The 14,073-nt window shown below is 68.7% G+C and carries 11 protein-coding genes and 1 pseudogene; 9 read left to right on the top strand and 3 right to left on the bottom strand.

Annotated features, from left to right (window positions below; genetic code table 11):
- Positions 1-126: 126 nt before the first annotated feature.
- From ACIQ7D_RS06050 to ACIQ7D_RS06035, 4 genes are all read left to right on the top strand, one after another.
- A complete protein-coding gene (locus ACIQ7D_RS06050; protein ID WP_403934075.1) occupies positions 127-909 on the top strand; it encodes a polysaccharide deacetylase family protein in 783 nt (260 codons plus the stop codon).
- 202 nt (positions 910-1,111) lie between these two features.
- A complete protein-coding gene (locus tag ACIQ7D_RS06045; RefSeq protein WP_403934074.1) occupies positions 1,112-2,650 on the top strand; it encodes a hypothetical protein in 1,539 nt (512 codons plus the stop codon).
- 125 nt (positions 2,651-2,775) lie between these two features.
- A complete protein-coding gene (locus ACIQ7D_RS06040; protein ID WP_403934072.1) occupies positions 2,776-4,083 on the top strand; it encodes an AAA family ATPase in 1,308 nt (435 codons plus the stop codon).
- Positions 4,084-4,214: 131 nt separating this feature from the next.
- On the top strand, positions 4,215-5,414 hold the full coding sequence (locus ACIQ7D_RS06035; protein ID WP_403935008.1) for a VWA-like domain-containing protein: 1,200 nt from the start codon (positions 4,215-4,217) through the stop codon (positions 5,412-5,414).
- A gap of 391 nt (positions 5,415-5,805) precedes the next feature.
- On the opposite strand, the gene ACIQ7D_RS06030 is transcribed toward ACIQ7D_RS06035, so the two are convergent.
- Positions 5,806-6,639, bottom strand: coding sequence for a PIG-L family deacetylase (locus ACIQ7D_RS06030; RefSeq protein ID WP_403934070.1), 834 nt, complete (start codon positions 6,637-6,639; stop codon positions 5,806-5,808).
- Between the two features lie 537 nt (positions 6,640-7,176).
- On the opposite strand from ACIQ7D_RS06030, the gene ACIQ7D_RS06025 reads away from it, so the two are divergent.
- The 5 genes and pseudogenes from ACIQ7D_RS06025 to ACIQ7D_RS06005 all read left to right on the top strand — a co-directional run bounded on the left by ACIQ7D_RS06025 (position 7,177) and on the right by ACIQ7D_RS06005 (position 13,212).
- Entirely contained in the window at positions 7,177-7,611 is a 435-nt protein-coding gene (locus ACIQ7D_RS06025) for a hypothetical protein (protein WP_403934069.1), read from the top strand.
- A gap of 39 nt (positions 7,612-7,650) precedes the next feature.
- Positions 7,651-9,989, top strand: a pseudogene (locus ACIQ7D_RS06020) (hypothetical protein).
- Positions 9,990-10,070: 81 nt separating this feature from the next.
- Positions 10,071-10,700: a hypothetical protein gene (locus ACIQ7D_RS06015; protein ID WP_403934067.1), complete on the top strand. Its 630-nt coding sequence runs from the start codon at positions 10,071-10,073 to the stop codon at positions 10,698-10,700.
- A 995-nt stretch (positions 10,701-11,695) separates the two neighbouring features.
- A complete protein-coding gene (locus ACIQ7D_RS06010) occupies positions 11,696-12,301 on the top strand; it encodes an RNA polymerase sigma factor (protein ID WP_403934065.1) in 606 nt (201 codons plus the stop codon).
- Positions 12,298-13,212: a CU044_5270 family protein gene (locus tag ACIQ7D_RS06005; protein ID WP_403934063.1), complete on the top strand. Its 915-nt coding sequence runs from the start codon at positions 12,298-12,300 to the stop codon at positions 13,210-13,212. Before ACIQ7D_RS06010 ends, ACIQ7D_RS06005 begins: the two co-directional genes overlap by 4 nt.
- Before the next feature lie 179 nt (positions 13,213-13,391).
- On the opposite strand, the gene ACIQ7D_RS06000 is transcribed toward ACIQ7D_RS06005, so the two are convergent.
- Positions 13,392-13,637 carry a hypothetical protein gene (locus ACIQ7D_RS06000; RefSeq protein WP_403934061.1) on the bottom strand — a complete coding sequence of 82 codons (246 nt, stop codon included), beginning with the start codon at positions 13,635-13,637 and terminating at the stop codon, positions 13,392-13,394.
- A 15-nt stretch (positions 13,638-13,652) separates the two neighbouring features.
- Positions 13,653-13,841 (bottom strand): hypothetical protein, encoded by a 189-nt coding sequence (locus tag ACIQ7D_RS05995; RefSeq protein WP_403934060.1) that lies wholly within the window; start codon positions 13,839-13,841, stop codon positions 13,653-13,655.
- Between the last annotated feature and the right edge of the window lie 232 nt (positions 13,842-14,073).

Genomic DNA, 14,073 nt, shown 5'->3' with positions numbered 1-14,073 from the left:
GACCTCTGTTTGTCGCCGACCCCCTGCGGATTCGTCCGCGATCGGTAACAGGGGGATCTTGTGCGGGCGTTCGTGTGTCTTGATAGGTGCACGGCATCGGCGGAGACAGCAAAGGGGCGGGCGGACATGGCGAAGCACAAGGGAAGGGGTTGGTACAGCCGGCTTCTCGCGGCGGCGCTCGGAGTGACAGCGCTGGCCGCCGCCACGTCGGTGTGGACCGCGCAGGCCGACCCCACCGGAGGGCGGAAGCCGCAAGCGTCCATCTCCGCGCCGGACGCCGGGCACGAGGGCCAGGCCGTGACCAAGGTGGCGGCGGACATCGCACATGCCTCGGACCGCGGCGCCAAGGGCGTCAACATCACCATCGACGACGGACCGGACCCGATCTGGACACCGCAGGTGCTGCAACTGCTGAAGGACAGCGACGTGAAGGCCACGTTCTGCATGGTGGGCACACAGGCCGAGACGTACCCGGACCTGGTCAAGGCGGTCGTGGCGGCCGGGCACCGGCTGTGCAACCACACGGTCTCGCACGACACCGCCATGGACAAGAAGTCCGAGGCCTACCAGTCCCAGGAGATCCTGGACGCCGAACGCATGATCACCAAGGCGTCCGGCGGCGTCCGGCCCGAGTACTACCGGGCCCCGGGCGGCGCTTTCACCCCGTACAGCCGCGAGCTCGCCGCGTCCCGGGGAATGCGGCCGCTGGGCTGGAACGTCGACTCCAAGGACTTCGAGCGTCCCGGCGCGGACGTCATGGTCGCCACCGTGAAGAAGGAGATCGCCGACGGTCCGACCGTCCTCTTCCACGACGCGGGAGGGGACCGCTCCCAGACCGTGGCCGCCCTGCGCGAGGTCCTGCCCTGGCTGAGGGAGCAGGGTTACTCCTACGGCTTCCCCGTACGGTGAACGAGGCCCCGCCTACGAATTGATCGAGGGCTGCGGGCAGCGCGTGTGTGAGGTGAGAGGCCCGGCACCCGAAGGATTCTGTTGAAGGGCGGTGGGCGGCCGAAGGGGACTGACAGACCCTCATCGCGGTGCTTATGATGCCGGGGATGAAGAACTACTCCTCGTACGGATCGGGGGAATCGTTCGCGCAAGGTGATTGCTGATGGCACATCACCTCGCGTATGCGATTCCGACCCACCTGTTGATGTGGCAGCGCGTGCGTGAGTACGCCGTGCCACCGTCCATGATCGAAACCGCCACCGCACGGCGTGCGGTTGGTGACTGGGCCGGGGCCTGCGCCGCCGCCCGGGTCGACATCGATCTCGATCTGCGCGCCGCGCGCGACCGCTACGGCACCGATCTCGTCACCCACCTTCGTGCGGATCTGCGCCGTCTGGCTCCGGATCTGCTCCGCTGGCACCTGCCCCGGATCGCCCCCGACGGGCGGCTCCGCACCGGACTCACCATCTCCCTTGCCTGTTACCGGAGTTCCGGTGCCACGCCGCTGCATCTGGTGGTGCGGACACCGCCGGCCCGGGCGGACGCCGGACAGCGGATATCTCTGGCTCTGTGGGAGGAGTCCGGGAACGGCGCTCCAGAGCACCATCCGCATCCGCACCCCGACCGGCGTTTCCGGCTCGACCTGCACCGGCATCTCTGGGACGCGGAGCGGAGCGGCGAACTGGCGGTGCGGTGCGGTGCCGGCGGGGCACCGCCCATGGTGCCGTCCGCCCGGCCCTACGCACTCGCCCGGCCCCACGCATCCGCCCGGCCGGACGTGCCGGACCGGCCAGATCGGCCCGCCGTCCACGATGACTCGTGGGCGCTGGAACGCTGGGCCGCCGAGGCGGAGTTGCTGTTGCGGGCCGAGGGTCGCGCTCGCGGGGCCTTCGCCGTGCGGCTCGGTACGCGGAGCCGCGCCGTGCTCGAACTCATTGCCCCCGACGACAGTCATGCCCCGACGTTCCGGCCGGTGCGGGAGACGCTGCCCCGGCAGGAGGTCGCGGCGCTTCCGATGCTGCCGGAGGCGGCGGCCCGGGTCCTTCCGGATCTGGAGCTGCTGCGGGCCGGGCTGGTCGCGACCGATCGCCTGCATCCACTCGTCGCCACGGCATTGGCGGCGTTCGGCCCGGCGGCATCGTCCGGCTCGGGCCGGGGGTCAGGCCCCGCCCTCCAGCCAGATGACCCGCACCGGGTGGAGTGCCAGGGCGAGGTCCACCGGATAGCGCTACGGGACGGGACACTGTCAGCGATCGATCACGACCCGGCACAACTGCGCCGGGAGGAGCTGCTGGTGGCGCTCGGCGGGCCCGCGTCGGCCTGCCTGCGGGCCATCGACGAGATCCACCGTGACCCGGAGGCACTGCCCGCGGTACGCGAGCGGCTGGGCCATGGCGATGTCGCCGGGGCGTTGGCCGTGGTCGAGGGACTGCTCGGTTCCGGTGCGGTCCTGCGCGACGGGCCGCTGCGGGAGGAACTGGAGTCGGCTGCGGCCCGCCGCATCGACCACGGACTCTTCCGCTCGGGTCTGGTCGCGGTGCACCCCGGTGCGGGTGGGGCGGCGGGCGGAAGGGATGCGGAGCTGAGGCCCGCGGATGCGGGCCACCGCCCCCGACTCGACCGCCGTACCCCTTCCGCCGTGCGCCTCAAGCAGAGCAGCCGGGCCCGGCCCCGTACCGGCCTGAAATTGAGTACCGGCTGACCAGCCGTCCCACCTGAGTCCCGAGCGCGCGCCCCGTGGTGCGCGCGGTACGCGCACGACAGATGTACGCCCACGACATCGGGGACGGGCCGTTCCGTTCCGCTATTCCACCCAAGGTGATGCCCATGACCTCCCGTACCCTCCTGCCCGCCCCGCTCCCGGCTCCTGGCGCTCCCGCGCCCGACCCCGCCGACGCAACCGGAGCCGGCACCCAACTCGCCGTCGCCGACGACCTCCTGGCCCTCCTGCGCACGACCACCACCGAGCCGCGCCCCGACGAGCAACTCGAAGCCCTCACCCTGGCCGTCGCGGCCGACCTGCCCGTGCTGCTCTGGGGCGAGCCGGGCATCGGCAAGACCGCGGCCCTGACCCAGCTCGCCACTTCCCTCAACCTGCCGCTGACGACCGTGATAGCCAGCGTCCACGAGCCGACCGACTTCTCCGGACTGCCCATCGTCGGCGACGACCCGGCGGTGCGGGGGGTGCCGATGGCGCCGCCGCAGTGGGCCGTGGAACTCGTGCGGGCAGGGCGGGGGCTGCTCTTCCTGGACGAACTCTCCACCGCCACACCGGCGGTCCAGGCAGCGCTGCTCCGGGTCGTCCTGGAGCGGAGGGTCGGCGCGCTGCAACTGCCGCCGGATGTAAGGATCGTGGCCGCGGCCAATCCGAGCGCGTCGGCGGCGGACGGGTGGGAGCTGAGCCCGCCGCTGGCCAACCGGTTCGTGCATCTGTACTGGGTGCACGACCGTGAGGTGGTGGTGCGCGGGCTGGGCGGGGTCTGGCCCCGGGCGGAGCTGCCCCGGCTGGTGCCGGAGCGGCTGCCGGAGGCGGTGGCCTTCGCCCGGCGCGCGGTCTGCGGATTCCTGGAAGCCCGGCCGACGCTGATTCACCGGCTGCCCAGCACGGAGACACGGCGCGGCGGTGCCTGGCCCTCGCCCCGGAGCTGGGAGGCCGCGTTGGCTCTGCTGGCCTTCGGCACGGCGGCCTCCGTCTCCCGGGAAGTACTTGCCCTGCTGGTGCGGGGCACGGTGGGCGATGGGCCGGGCCTCGAACTTCTCGCCCATCTGGACCGGATGGACCTGCCGGACCCGGAGTCGCTGCTCGCCGATCCGGCCTCCGCCGAGCTGCCGGTACGGGGCGATCTGCGTCAGGCCGCGCTGGAGGCGGTGGTGTCCGCCGTCGGGGCGCGGCCCGAGCGGGCGCGGTGGGATGCGGGCTGGGCGGTGCTGGTCCGGGCGCTGGAGACCGGCGCCCCGGACCTGCTGGTCGCCCCCGCGACGGTGCTGGCCTCGCTGCGGCGCGACGACTGGGAGGTGCCGGCGGCGGTGGAGCGGCTGGTCGGGGTGATCGGTCTCGCCCGACGGGCGGACCGGTCGGTGGAGCGGGTCGCAGCGGCAGCAGACGCCGGGCGTGCGACGAGGGGACGCCGATGACGGGGCGCGCGAAGCACCCGCTGCCGCGCCCGATGGCCCGGCCCGCGCCGCCGCGCCCGGTGCGGGCCACCGTGCCGACAACTCCGGCCGGCTCCGGCACGCCGTACGGCCCGCCCGGTCCACCGCTGGACATGGCGAAACTGCTGGCCGCGCGGCTGCACGCGGTGAAGGTCCGTCCCTACCTGGCGAGTGCGCTCTTCGCGCTGCACGTGGTGGAGGACCGGGCGGTGCCGACGATGGCGGTGGACGCGCACTGGCGCTGCTACGTCTCCCCCGGCTTTGTCGCGTGCACTCCGGTGGAGGAGCTCGCGGGCGTCTGGGTGCACGAGGTCTCCCATCTGCTCCGGGACCACCACGGGCGGAGCGAGCGGTATGCGCGTACGCACGAGGAGAACGGGCCCGGCGCGCGGCTCCGGCGGAACATCGCCGCCGACTTCGAGATCAACGACGACATCTACGGTGACGGTCTGCCCCTGCCCGCTGGGGCGGTGCTGCCGTCTCTGCTGCGGCTGCCCGACGGACTGCTGATGGAGGAGTATCTGCGGAGGGCGTCGATGTCAGGGCTCACCGGGGACTTGGCGTGGCTGGACTGCGGCAGTGGTGCGGACGGGCAGGGCCGGCCGTGGGAGCTGGGGTCCGACGGGGCACACGGACTGAGCAAGCAGCAGCGGGACGCGGTCCGCTTCCGGGTCGCCGAGGGGATCAGGGGGCGGCCGGGCGAAGCTCCGGAGGGATGGCGCCGATGGGCCGACGAGGCGTTCCACCCACCGCAGCCGTGGCGGCGCTTGCTGGGGGCCGCGATCCGCTCCGCGGCAAGTACGCCGGGCGCGGGCGAGAACCACAGCTACCGGCGCCCTTCCCGGCGCTCCGCCAGTGTCCCCGGAGTGCTGCTGCCGAGCCTGCGCCGTACGCCGCCCCGGGTCTGCGTCGTGATCGACACCTCCGGGTCGGTGAGCGATGCCGAGCTGGGCAGCGCACTGCTGGAGGTGGCGGCGATCTCACGGGCGGTGGGCGGGCGGCGTGACCTGGTCTCGGTGGTCTCCTGCGACGCGGCGGCCGGGGTCGCCGTCCCGCTCTGCCGCGCCGAGAACATCGATCTGATCGGCGGCGGAGGAACGGATCTGCGCTCCGGCTTCGCCAGAGCGCTCCGCTCCCGCCCGGACGTGATCGTCGCCCTGACGGACGGTCAAACACCGTGGCCCGCCACGCGCCCGCCGTGCCGTACGGTTGTCGGTCTCTTCCCCCGTCCCGCCGGCGCTGCGGAAGAAGAGAACCCCGACTACGTCCCGGACACCCCGCCGCACTGGGCGCGTGTCGTCACCATCAGCTGAGAATCGGGCAACGCCCGGCTTGTTCAGCGGATGCCGTAACCCCCGGTGGTACGGCAATCCCGGTCCCGTACGTCTTTGATGCCTTGCACCTCGATCTCGCCCAGCGCGGTGCTCCGTTCGTCCCACCACGCCTTCCGGGCCGGCCCCGGTCTCCGACCGGCCGCGGGTGACGAGAGCCGAACTCGCGCTCCGAGCCTGGGAATCACCCCGGACACCGGCCGGATAATGGCCGCTGACCTGGGGCGATGGTCGTTTGCGGCCGGGAGGTGGTCGGCCTGGTCGGGGAACTGGGCGCTGGTCCACCCGGATGCGCCGGCTCCCCGGAGTGGGACGGGGAGGGCAGGTCCGTCGAGGCCGATGTGCTTTCCCGGGCCCCGGCCGGAAGGGTGGATCAGCGCAGTCCGGCGAAGAGATCGGTCTCGGGCACGGCCGCGTCGGTGGCGTCCTTGACGCGTACGAAGGTCTCCACGCCCATCATCTCGCCGAACCTCTCCTTGCCCATCTTGAGGAAGAAGATGTTCTCGCCCTGACTGGCGTGCGCGGCCAGCGCGTCGAACTTCTGACCGCTGAACGCGGTGGTGTCCACCCACGTGGTGATCTCATCGTCGGGGAGGCCGATCTCGGCCATCGCGGCGGCCTCGGCAGGATCCGGCTCCGGCATGTCCTCATGGAACTCGCGCATGGTCTCCCCGAACCGCTGCATCATCGAGCGGGGCATCGTCGTCCAGTACACCTTCGGTGTCAGCTCGGTCATCTCCAGTGCTGCCATCGTGATGCGGTGGGCCTGGATGTGGTCGGGGTGGCCATAGAAGCCGTTCTCGTCGTAGGTGACGACCACATCGGGCCGGTAGTGCCGCATGAGTTCCGCGAGTCGGGCGGCGCCTTCCTCCACGGGGGTCCCCCAGAAGGATCCGGGGGCGTCGTTGCTCGGCCAGCCGATCATCCCGGAGTCGGCATAGTCCAGCATCTCCAGATCGCTGACCTTCAGGGCGTCACAGCTTGCCTTGAGTTCTTGGCGGCGCATCGAGGCGACGGCCGCCGGATCGTGACCGGGATCGCCCGGCTTGACACCCCCCGGTCCGTCACCGCAACCGCCGTCGGTACACGTCACGAGAACGGTGCGGATGCCTTCCGCCGCGTACCGCGCGAGGATCCCTCCGGTTCCGGTGGCTTCGTCGTCGGGGTGGGCGTGTACGGCCATGAGCGTCAAAGGCTGGTCGGTCATGAAGCAGTCCTCCTGCAGAAATACGTCTTGGTCCTAGTGTGCGGCGGGCGTACCGCGATTCCTGGGCCCGGATCCTGGCGGGGAGGACGACCTTGCGGTACCCGTGTTCCCCCGCCCGTGGGGCGCCGGTCAACGGTTGCAACCGTGCAGACCGGACCGGCTGTTCCCGGCGCGGCCGCTCGGCCTTCCAGACGTTGGTGTTTCAACGCCGACGAGGTACAGGCGCGACCTGTACGTCTCAGCGACCAGCACCAGCCGGGAGACTGCGGCACAACAACACGCCCCGGCAGCGGGCGATCGTGGAGTAGCGCCGCCGCGCGCCGGACGTGGGTCCGCGGCGCCCCTTCGTCCGAGGGCCGGAGGGACATCGTCCGAGGTGGCTGGACAGTCCCTCGTACGATGCCGGTCCTCCACCGTGCACGTACCGCCCCTGGGCCGAGAGCCGATCGACACCGACGGCGTGGGTCCTTTCGTGGGTGTGGTGCATGGCGAAGTGATCGGCTTCGCCGGAAGCCGGGATTGAGTATGGGGGAATACGTGACGTTCGACTCGGAATGGGCGGCACTCCGCGCGGAATCGACGCAACGAGTCAGTATGCGCCTGAACAGTGCGCCCACGGGGCCGGGCGGTTCGAGTGGGTCGGCCTCGGCGGACCTCGCGGTCAATCAGGACAACCTGGGTGCCATCGGGCATGAGGCCTATGGGCCGCGCACGCGGCTGTCGAAGGAAGGGGACCACGCCCGGCCCACCACCTTCGACGCGGCCATCGCGCTCACCAACGGCAACTTCGAGAGCGGTTCGGGGCTCCTCAAGGTCCATGACCGCTGGAACACGCACCTCAAGACGCTGCTGGACGCCCTCGCGCAAGTCTCGAACCACCTGAACTACACGAAGTCCTCACAGCAGAAGGAAGACGTGCAGATCGCCGGCGACCTGATCTCCGTGTCCAAGCTCAACGCCTATATGAAGTAGTCGACCGAAGTCTCGCGTCATCCACGGGGGAAGAGAAAGATGCTGAAATACGAGGACATCATCGACGCGCCTGTCGGCAAACTGAAGACGGCCGCCGACGACTGGGCCGAGATGGTCACCAAGCTGGACAAGCTGGCCGACGACGCCAGGGACGGGATGAAGGTCAAGGCGGACAAGGCCGAGTGGGAAGGCGTCAACGCGGGCGTCACCAAGGCATTCATAGGCAAGACCGCCAAGGAGTTCGAGGACGCAGCCGCCGAGGCCAAGGGCGTCAAGCTCGTCATGGAGGACCCCACAAGGCCATCAAGAAGGCCAAGGACGACCTGGAGAACATCCGTGACGAGGAGGGCCCCGCGGCGGGCATGCACATCGACGCCAAGGGCAAGGTGACGGCCCGTCACCCGCTGGAGCACGACAAAACGGCGCGGCACGACCCGGACTACTCCGATCTGCTGCGTCAGCAGAAGAGCGCGATCGAGGCCTGGCAGAAGAAGATCGACAACATCGTCGACAACTGCAACGACACGGACGTGGCCTTCAAGAACGCCCTGGAGGCCAATGTTACCGAGGGCAAGGACTTCAGCGCTCCGAAGTACAAGAACCTGGACCAGGAGGAGGCGGCCCGGGCCGCCACGCTGGCCGCCAAGGGCCGCGACATCACGCACACGGAGCTTCAGCAGCTCAACGAACTGCTGCGCGACAACGCCAAGTCCACCGAGTTCGCGAAGAATTTCTACGAGAAGCTCGGCCCGGAGAAGTCGCTCGAATTCTTCGGCCAGCTCGCGACCGACACGCACGATTACGGCAAGGTCGACAAGGAACGGCTGAAGGACGTCCAGGATCTGCAGAAGAACCTCGGACTCAACCTGGCCACCGCCTCGCAGGACAAGGCGTTCTCGGACAAGTGGGGCCCGGAGCTGCGCAAGCTCGGCACCGAACAGATTCCGCTGTCCAAGTACGACAACACCGGCGGGGCCTACGGCTACCAGCTGCTGGGCGGCATCATGCGGAACGGGAACTACAACGCGGCGTTCCTCAACCCGATCGCCGAGCACGTGGCGCAGCTGCACCAGAAGGACCCGTACTTCTTCGCCAACAACAAGCAGGTCAACGGTCTCCTGGAGAATCCGTTCAACCCCTCGGGGAAGAACGGCTCCGGCTACGACCCGGCCACGGCCATGCTGGAGGCGCTGGGGCACAGCCCGGAGGCGTCCACGAAATTCTTCACCGACCCGCCGACCGCGTACAACGAGGACGGCACCGTCAACAAGAGTGGTACCGCCGATCTCGGGAAGAGCGACGGCGAACCTGTTATCAGCTACCTCGACTTCTTCGGCAACGAGAAGTGGGAGTCATTCCCAGACAACAACTCGACCGACCCCGACAAGCTCAAGAACACGCCCAACTACATGCCGGACGCGTTGGGGCACGCGCTGGAATCGGCTGCCCTCGGCTACCCCTACGACAGTCCGGACGCGAAGGTCGTGCGGGACGAGGACAACGCCGATGTCATGAAGCAGGTGATGGAGAAGTACGGGTCCGACGCGGGCCTGCTCAAGAAGCAGGAGGCGTTGTCCGACAGTCTGGGCAACATGGGTGCCGCGTATATCGACGACATCAACTGGTCGCTGGAAAAACTTGATTCGGACAGCGTCTTCGCACCCACGAAGAACCCCGACGGACACCTCAGTTTCGACGACACCGAAGACAGCCGTAAAATCGCGCGTGGATTCCTCAGTTCGCTCGGGCAGCACCCGGACGCGTACGCCACCGTCTCCAAAGCCGAGCAGATCTACAGCACCAGCGTGCTGGAGGCCCAGGTCGGTCCCGACGGAAAGATCGACGAGGGAGGCGCGCGCAACGCCGTGCGCGTCGGGGCCGAGGTGCAGGGCATGCTCGACCAGTCGCGCGCCGACCAGGTCGGGGCGGAGTACGAGAAGAAGCACGAGGAGTACGAGAAGGCGGGGGCCGCCCGATCCGGCTGGGTCGAATTCGGAGCCACCGCGGGCATCGCCGCAGGGGTCGCCTTCCTGCCCGCCACCGCGGCCGTGGGTACGGCAGCAGTGCTCATTCCCCTGGCCACCGACACCGCCGCCGGAGGCGTGGAGCAGATCATCGGATCGGTCATCGGTGATGTCTCCGACAACTCGATCGAGGAGCACAAGGACAAGGTCGACGAGCTCAGCAAGGAGGACCGGAGGAAGGTCTGGTCCGGCGGTGAATACATGGCCGAGGCCCCGATGGAGAAGTTCCTCGACCACCACTCGACAGAGGTGGACAAGGAATTCAAGGAAGACCTCAGGCAGGCCATGCTGATCGGATACGGATCCGGTAACGACCGTGCGCAGCAGCAGGGCAACGATCCGGAAACCGGCTGATAGGGGGGGGGGGGGGGGCTCGTGGGGAGCGGCGTGAAGAGGAAGGGTGTGGGAGTGGTGCGGGTGAGGAAGGCGCTTTCCGTGACCGGGGTGGTGCTGGTCATCGGCGCGGTCGCGGTCGCGTGCGGGTTCGGGGAGGAGGACGAGTCGCCCTACGTGGGGGCGGCGGAGGTGTGTGACGGCGTGTTCGCCGGTCCGTTGGAGCAGACGGTCGAGTCTGTCACCGGCGCCACGTCCTTCTACCGACTCCGTGGCGAAGGGCTGGGACGGGTGTCCGAAAACATCAAGGACGGTCATGCATCGGGCCGCAGTTGGACGGTCGGTGAGAAACTCTGCAAAATGGTGCCAAAAGATTCTAATGCGCGTGATGACGCCACCATCGATTTCTCCATCTACGCGCCGCAGGACGTGGGGGACACGAAGCCTCGTGAGGGGGTTCGTTTCTTCGCCCTGGGCAAGGAGTCTGTCGCGTCGGCTCGCGGGGCCAGAATCTACTTCGAGTGTGTAAGCCCCCGGATGAAGGGTTCGGACGAGCGGCCGGCGCGCATCTATGCGGCTTTTTCTGACGCGGAGGACCGTGGGGACGCGCTGGAGAACCTGAAGGAGAATTTGACGGTCGTCAACGCCGCGTCACTCGCCGTGGCCGAGCGGCTCAACTGCGAGAACAACGGCGGCCTGCGGGAGAAGCCCGACCTGCGGCCCCTGCCCTAGCTGTTCTGCCCACGGGGATTGGTGACAGAGTTCACGGTCGGACGCCTACATGAGGACGGCGGCGCAGGTCCGTGAGGTTCACGCGGCTGCCTGAGGCTGTGAGCCAGTTCGTCGAAGGAGTTCTCCCAGACCACACGGACTCACGGCTGACCAGTGAACGCAGTCGGATTCACTGCGCCGCGCTCCGGTCCGGCAAGCTCGGAGAGCGACGCGGGCAGGCGCCGAGCGAACGTGGCACGGCGGAGATCGGAGAGACCGGGCTGTGATCCCCTGGGTCAGTATCCAGGAAGAGGGCGCGATATGCCGCCGCGTTCGGGGGCGCACGACCACGGAAACGATGGCTGAAGACGAAGAAACCCCAGGTCACTGGCCTGGGGCTTTCTCAAAGAGCGGGTGACGAGAATCGAACTCGCGCTCTGAGCTTGGGAATCAACGGCGCGCCGGAGTGCCGCAGCGCTCTGACCAGGGACTACGTGGGTCCGCGAGCTGTACGGGAGCCGGTTGGATTGACCGCTTCTGACCCTGGTGTACCGCCCTGAAGGGCTGGGATGGGGCTGGCCTGCGACTGGGCGGTTACGAAGACGTCTCGGGCTGCCTGGACCGGTACGACGAGGGATATCGGATTCAGGGTTGCAGAGCGGTGTGCTCACGCGAAGGATCGGATCCTTATCTCGCGGCCGTCCGCGAGTCGGGGCGGGGCAATGGGGGTCTTGGCGGTCGTCGTGCGTATCGCGTCTTTGGACTTTCGGGCCTGCTTCGTTTGGGAAGGGCCTTCGCCTCGCGGTGGGCTCAACCAGCACATCCCATGGAGCCGGAAGAGTTCGACCGAAGCGGCCGGACGAGGAAGCAGGGCGCCGACCAGCCGAGCCGTCAGCCCATCGTCCGGCGGGAAGAAGCGCTGCCGGAGTCGATCACCAGCACAGCACTCGTCGCGCACTCGCCTCTATGACGTGAGTCACTGGAACCGGCCTTCATCGTGCGGACAGATGGAAGGTGTGGATACGACTCTGCGGAAACGCATCAGCACGGGGGACCACGACGCTTTCGGTGAGCTCTTCGACGCGTACGCACGTTCCGTCTACAACCACGCTTTCCGGCTTACGGGAAACTGGGCTCAGGCCCAAGATGTCGTGTCGCTGACCTTCCTGGACGCCTGGCGTCTGCGCGAGAGGGTCAATGAGGAAGGCGGTTCGTTGCGGCCCTGGCTGCTCGGGATCGCCACCAACGTCACGCGCAACACGCGCCGGGCGGCGCGAAGACACGCCGCCGCTGTCGCGCGACTGCCCCCTGAGGAGGTCGAGCGAGACTTCGCCGATGAGATAGCCGGGCGCCTCGATGACTCGGTGCAGCTGGCGCTCGTGCGGACGGCGCTGTCCCGGCTGCGCAGGGCCGATCGGGAAGTACTGGCCCTCTGCGTCTGGGCGGGGCTCGACTACGCGGCGGCGGCCGAGGCGCTCGGGGTGCCTGTCGGGACCGTGCGATCGCGACTGTCCCGCGCAAGAACAAAACTCGCAGAACATATGGAACCGTCATCCGGGCGCGGACAGATGAGAGATGGCCGCGCTACGGCGGTCAGGCCCATCAAGGAGGGGAACCGATGACTGAGCTTCCCGAGAAGTGCCTTCCGCCGGGCCGTCACGAACTCCTCAAGGAGCATCTGATGAACGAGATCCGGCAGACCGAGACGCCCGAGCGGGCTTCTGTACGCAAAAAGCGGATGCGGCCCGCGTTCGCAGCGGCGGCCGTCGCCGCCGCTGCCGCCATCACCTTCGTGTTCCTCCCACCGTCCGGCGGGGGCGCGAACGCGCAACCGCCGGCCAAGGAGGCCGTGGCGTTGCTGGAGAACATCGCGTTGGCGGCCGAGCGCGAGAAGGTGCCCGGCGACATCCGCGACGACCAGTTCGTGTACGTCGAGAGCAGGGTGGGCTTCACGACACACGCGGAGGGCAGGACAGCAAAGCTGGATCCTCTCCACAAGCGGGAGGTGTGGCTTTCGGTGGACGGCCTGCACACGGGGCTGGTCCGCGAGGGCAACGGCAAGAGCGAGAACATCCTGGAGCCCGATCTCCCGCTCCATGAAGCCTCCGCCAACTACCGGAACCTGCAGACCCTGCCAACCGACCCCGACAAGATGCTGAAGTGGCTCCACCGGGTCAGCGACGGAGGCGAGAGCGAGGACCAGAACACGTTCGTGCAGGTCGGTGATCTAGCGTTCGAGGGGCTGATGCCGCCCGCCCAGAGTGCGGCTCTTTACCGGGCGGCAGCCAAGATTCCCGGGGTTGTCGTCATTCCGGATGCGGTCGACGCGGCGGGACGACACGGCGTGGCCGTCGCGCGCGTCAACGATGGAGAGCGCCAGGAGCTGATCTTCGGCAAGGAGACGAAGCGATTCCTGGGAGAGCGCAGCGTCGCCGTCGAAGATCTCCCGGACGGGCAGAAGAAGGGCGAGCTCACCGGGTCCAGCGCGATCATCGAGCGAGCTGTCGTCGACAAGCCGGGCCAGCGTCCCTAGAGCGGAAGCCCTCGACCGGGCCGGGCTGGTGGTAACGAAGCCCTCGCAGCACCAGGAGCACGAAGCCCAGTGAAAGCGACTTGATGAACGGCGCCGTTGGGCCCCGCTGGGCAGGGGCCAGTTCTACCTCTCCCCGCATCGCCTGCGCCAGCGAAAGGTGCGCCGTGTAGAGGGCCCGGTTACGGACCATGCCGCCGGGGATGGCGGCAAGGGGTGCGGTGAAGGCAGTACTCGGCCCGCTCGTGTTCCCCGAGCGCCGTCCAGACATACGACGACAAGGCGTCGAACTCGGCTCGACTGTAGAACGCGATCCACTCCGCCGGCTTCTCACCCTGGGCGCGGCCGAACGCCTTCTCCGCCAGGTTCATGGCCCGCAGCGACTCCGTGGGCTGGTGCAGTCTGGCCAGGGCGTTGGCGTGCCGCATGTGGCCCAGTGACGCCTACCGCGGATCACGCCGGGCCACCGATGAGCGCTTCATCACCTCCGCACCGGCCGCGGCCTCGGCGTGGTTCTCCCGCTGGCTGGAGGTGAGCATCAGGTGATCCCAGACCCGGTACATGATCTCGCAGTCGCGTGCGAGACCCGCGAAGGCGGCCAAGCACGTGACGTCGGACGCGAGCCGGTACATCCGACGCTGGATACGGTCGGAGGGCCCGCCCCCTGCGAGCGAGGACTGGATACGCGCCGCGATCTCGCCGGCCTTGTTCTCGATCCCCCACGCTCCACCGACCCGCGAATCATCGCGCAGGAGTTCGGCGTACTCACGGTGAAACCGGTCCGATTCGGATTGTCCCAGCCGTGAGCGTGGCGTCGTGGTGGCAGCGGTGACGGCAGATCCGGGGCAAGGAGGAGGCGGACGA

This window comes from Streptomyces sp. NPDC096310 (assembly GCF_044763125.1).
Lineage (GTDB): Bacteria > Actinomycetota > Actinomycetes > Streptomycetales > Streptomycetaceae > Streptomyces.
This window is presented reverse-complemented; position numbering and strand designations above follow the sequence as displayed.

Coding starts and splice junctions, on each gene's coding strand:
- ACIQ7D_RS06050 (WP_403934075.1), top strand. CDS start 127: ATGGCGAAGCACAAGGGAAGGGGTTGGTACAGCCGGCTTCTCGCGGCG.
- ACIQ7D_RS06040 (WP_403934072.1), top strand. CDS start 2,776: ATGACCTCCCGTACCCTCCTGCCCGCCCCGCTCCCGGCTCCTGGCGCT.
- ACIQ7D_RS06030 (WP_403934070.1), bottom strand. CDS start 6,639: ATGACCGACCAGCCTTTGACGCTCATGGCCGTACACGCCCACCCCGAC.
- ACIQ7D_RS06000 (WP_403934061.1), bottom strand. CDS start 13,637: ATGCGGCACGCCAACGCCCTGGCCAGACTGCACCAGCCCACGGAGTCG.
- ACIQ7D_RS06005 (WP_403934063.1), top strand. CDS start 12,298: ATGACTGAGCTTCCCGAGAAGTGCCTTCCGCCGGGCCGTCACGAACTC.
- ACIQ7D_RS06045 (WP_403934074.1), top strand. CDS start 1,112: ATGGCACATCACCTCGCGTATGCGATTCCGACCCACCTGTTGATGTGG.
- ACIQ7D_RS06035 (WP_403935008.1), top strand. CDS start 4,215: ATGGCGAAACTGCTGGCCGCGCGGCTGCACGCGGTGAAGGTCCGTCCC.
- ACIQ7D_RS05995 (WP_403934060.1), bottom strand. CDS start 13,841: ATGTACCGGCTCGCGTCCGACGTCACGTGCTTGGCCGCCTTCGCGGGT.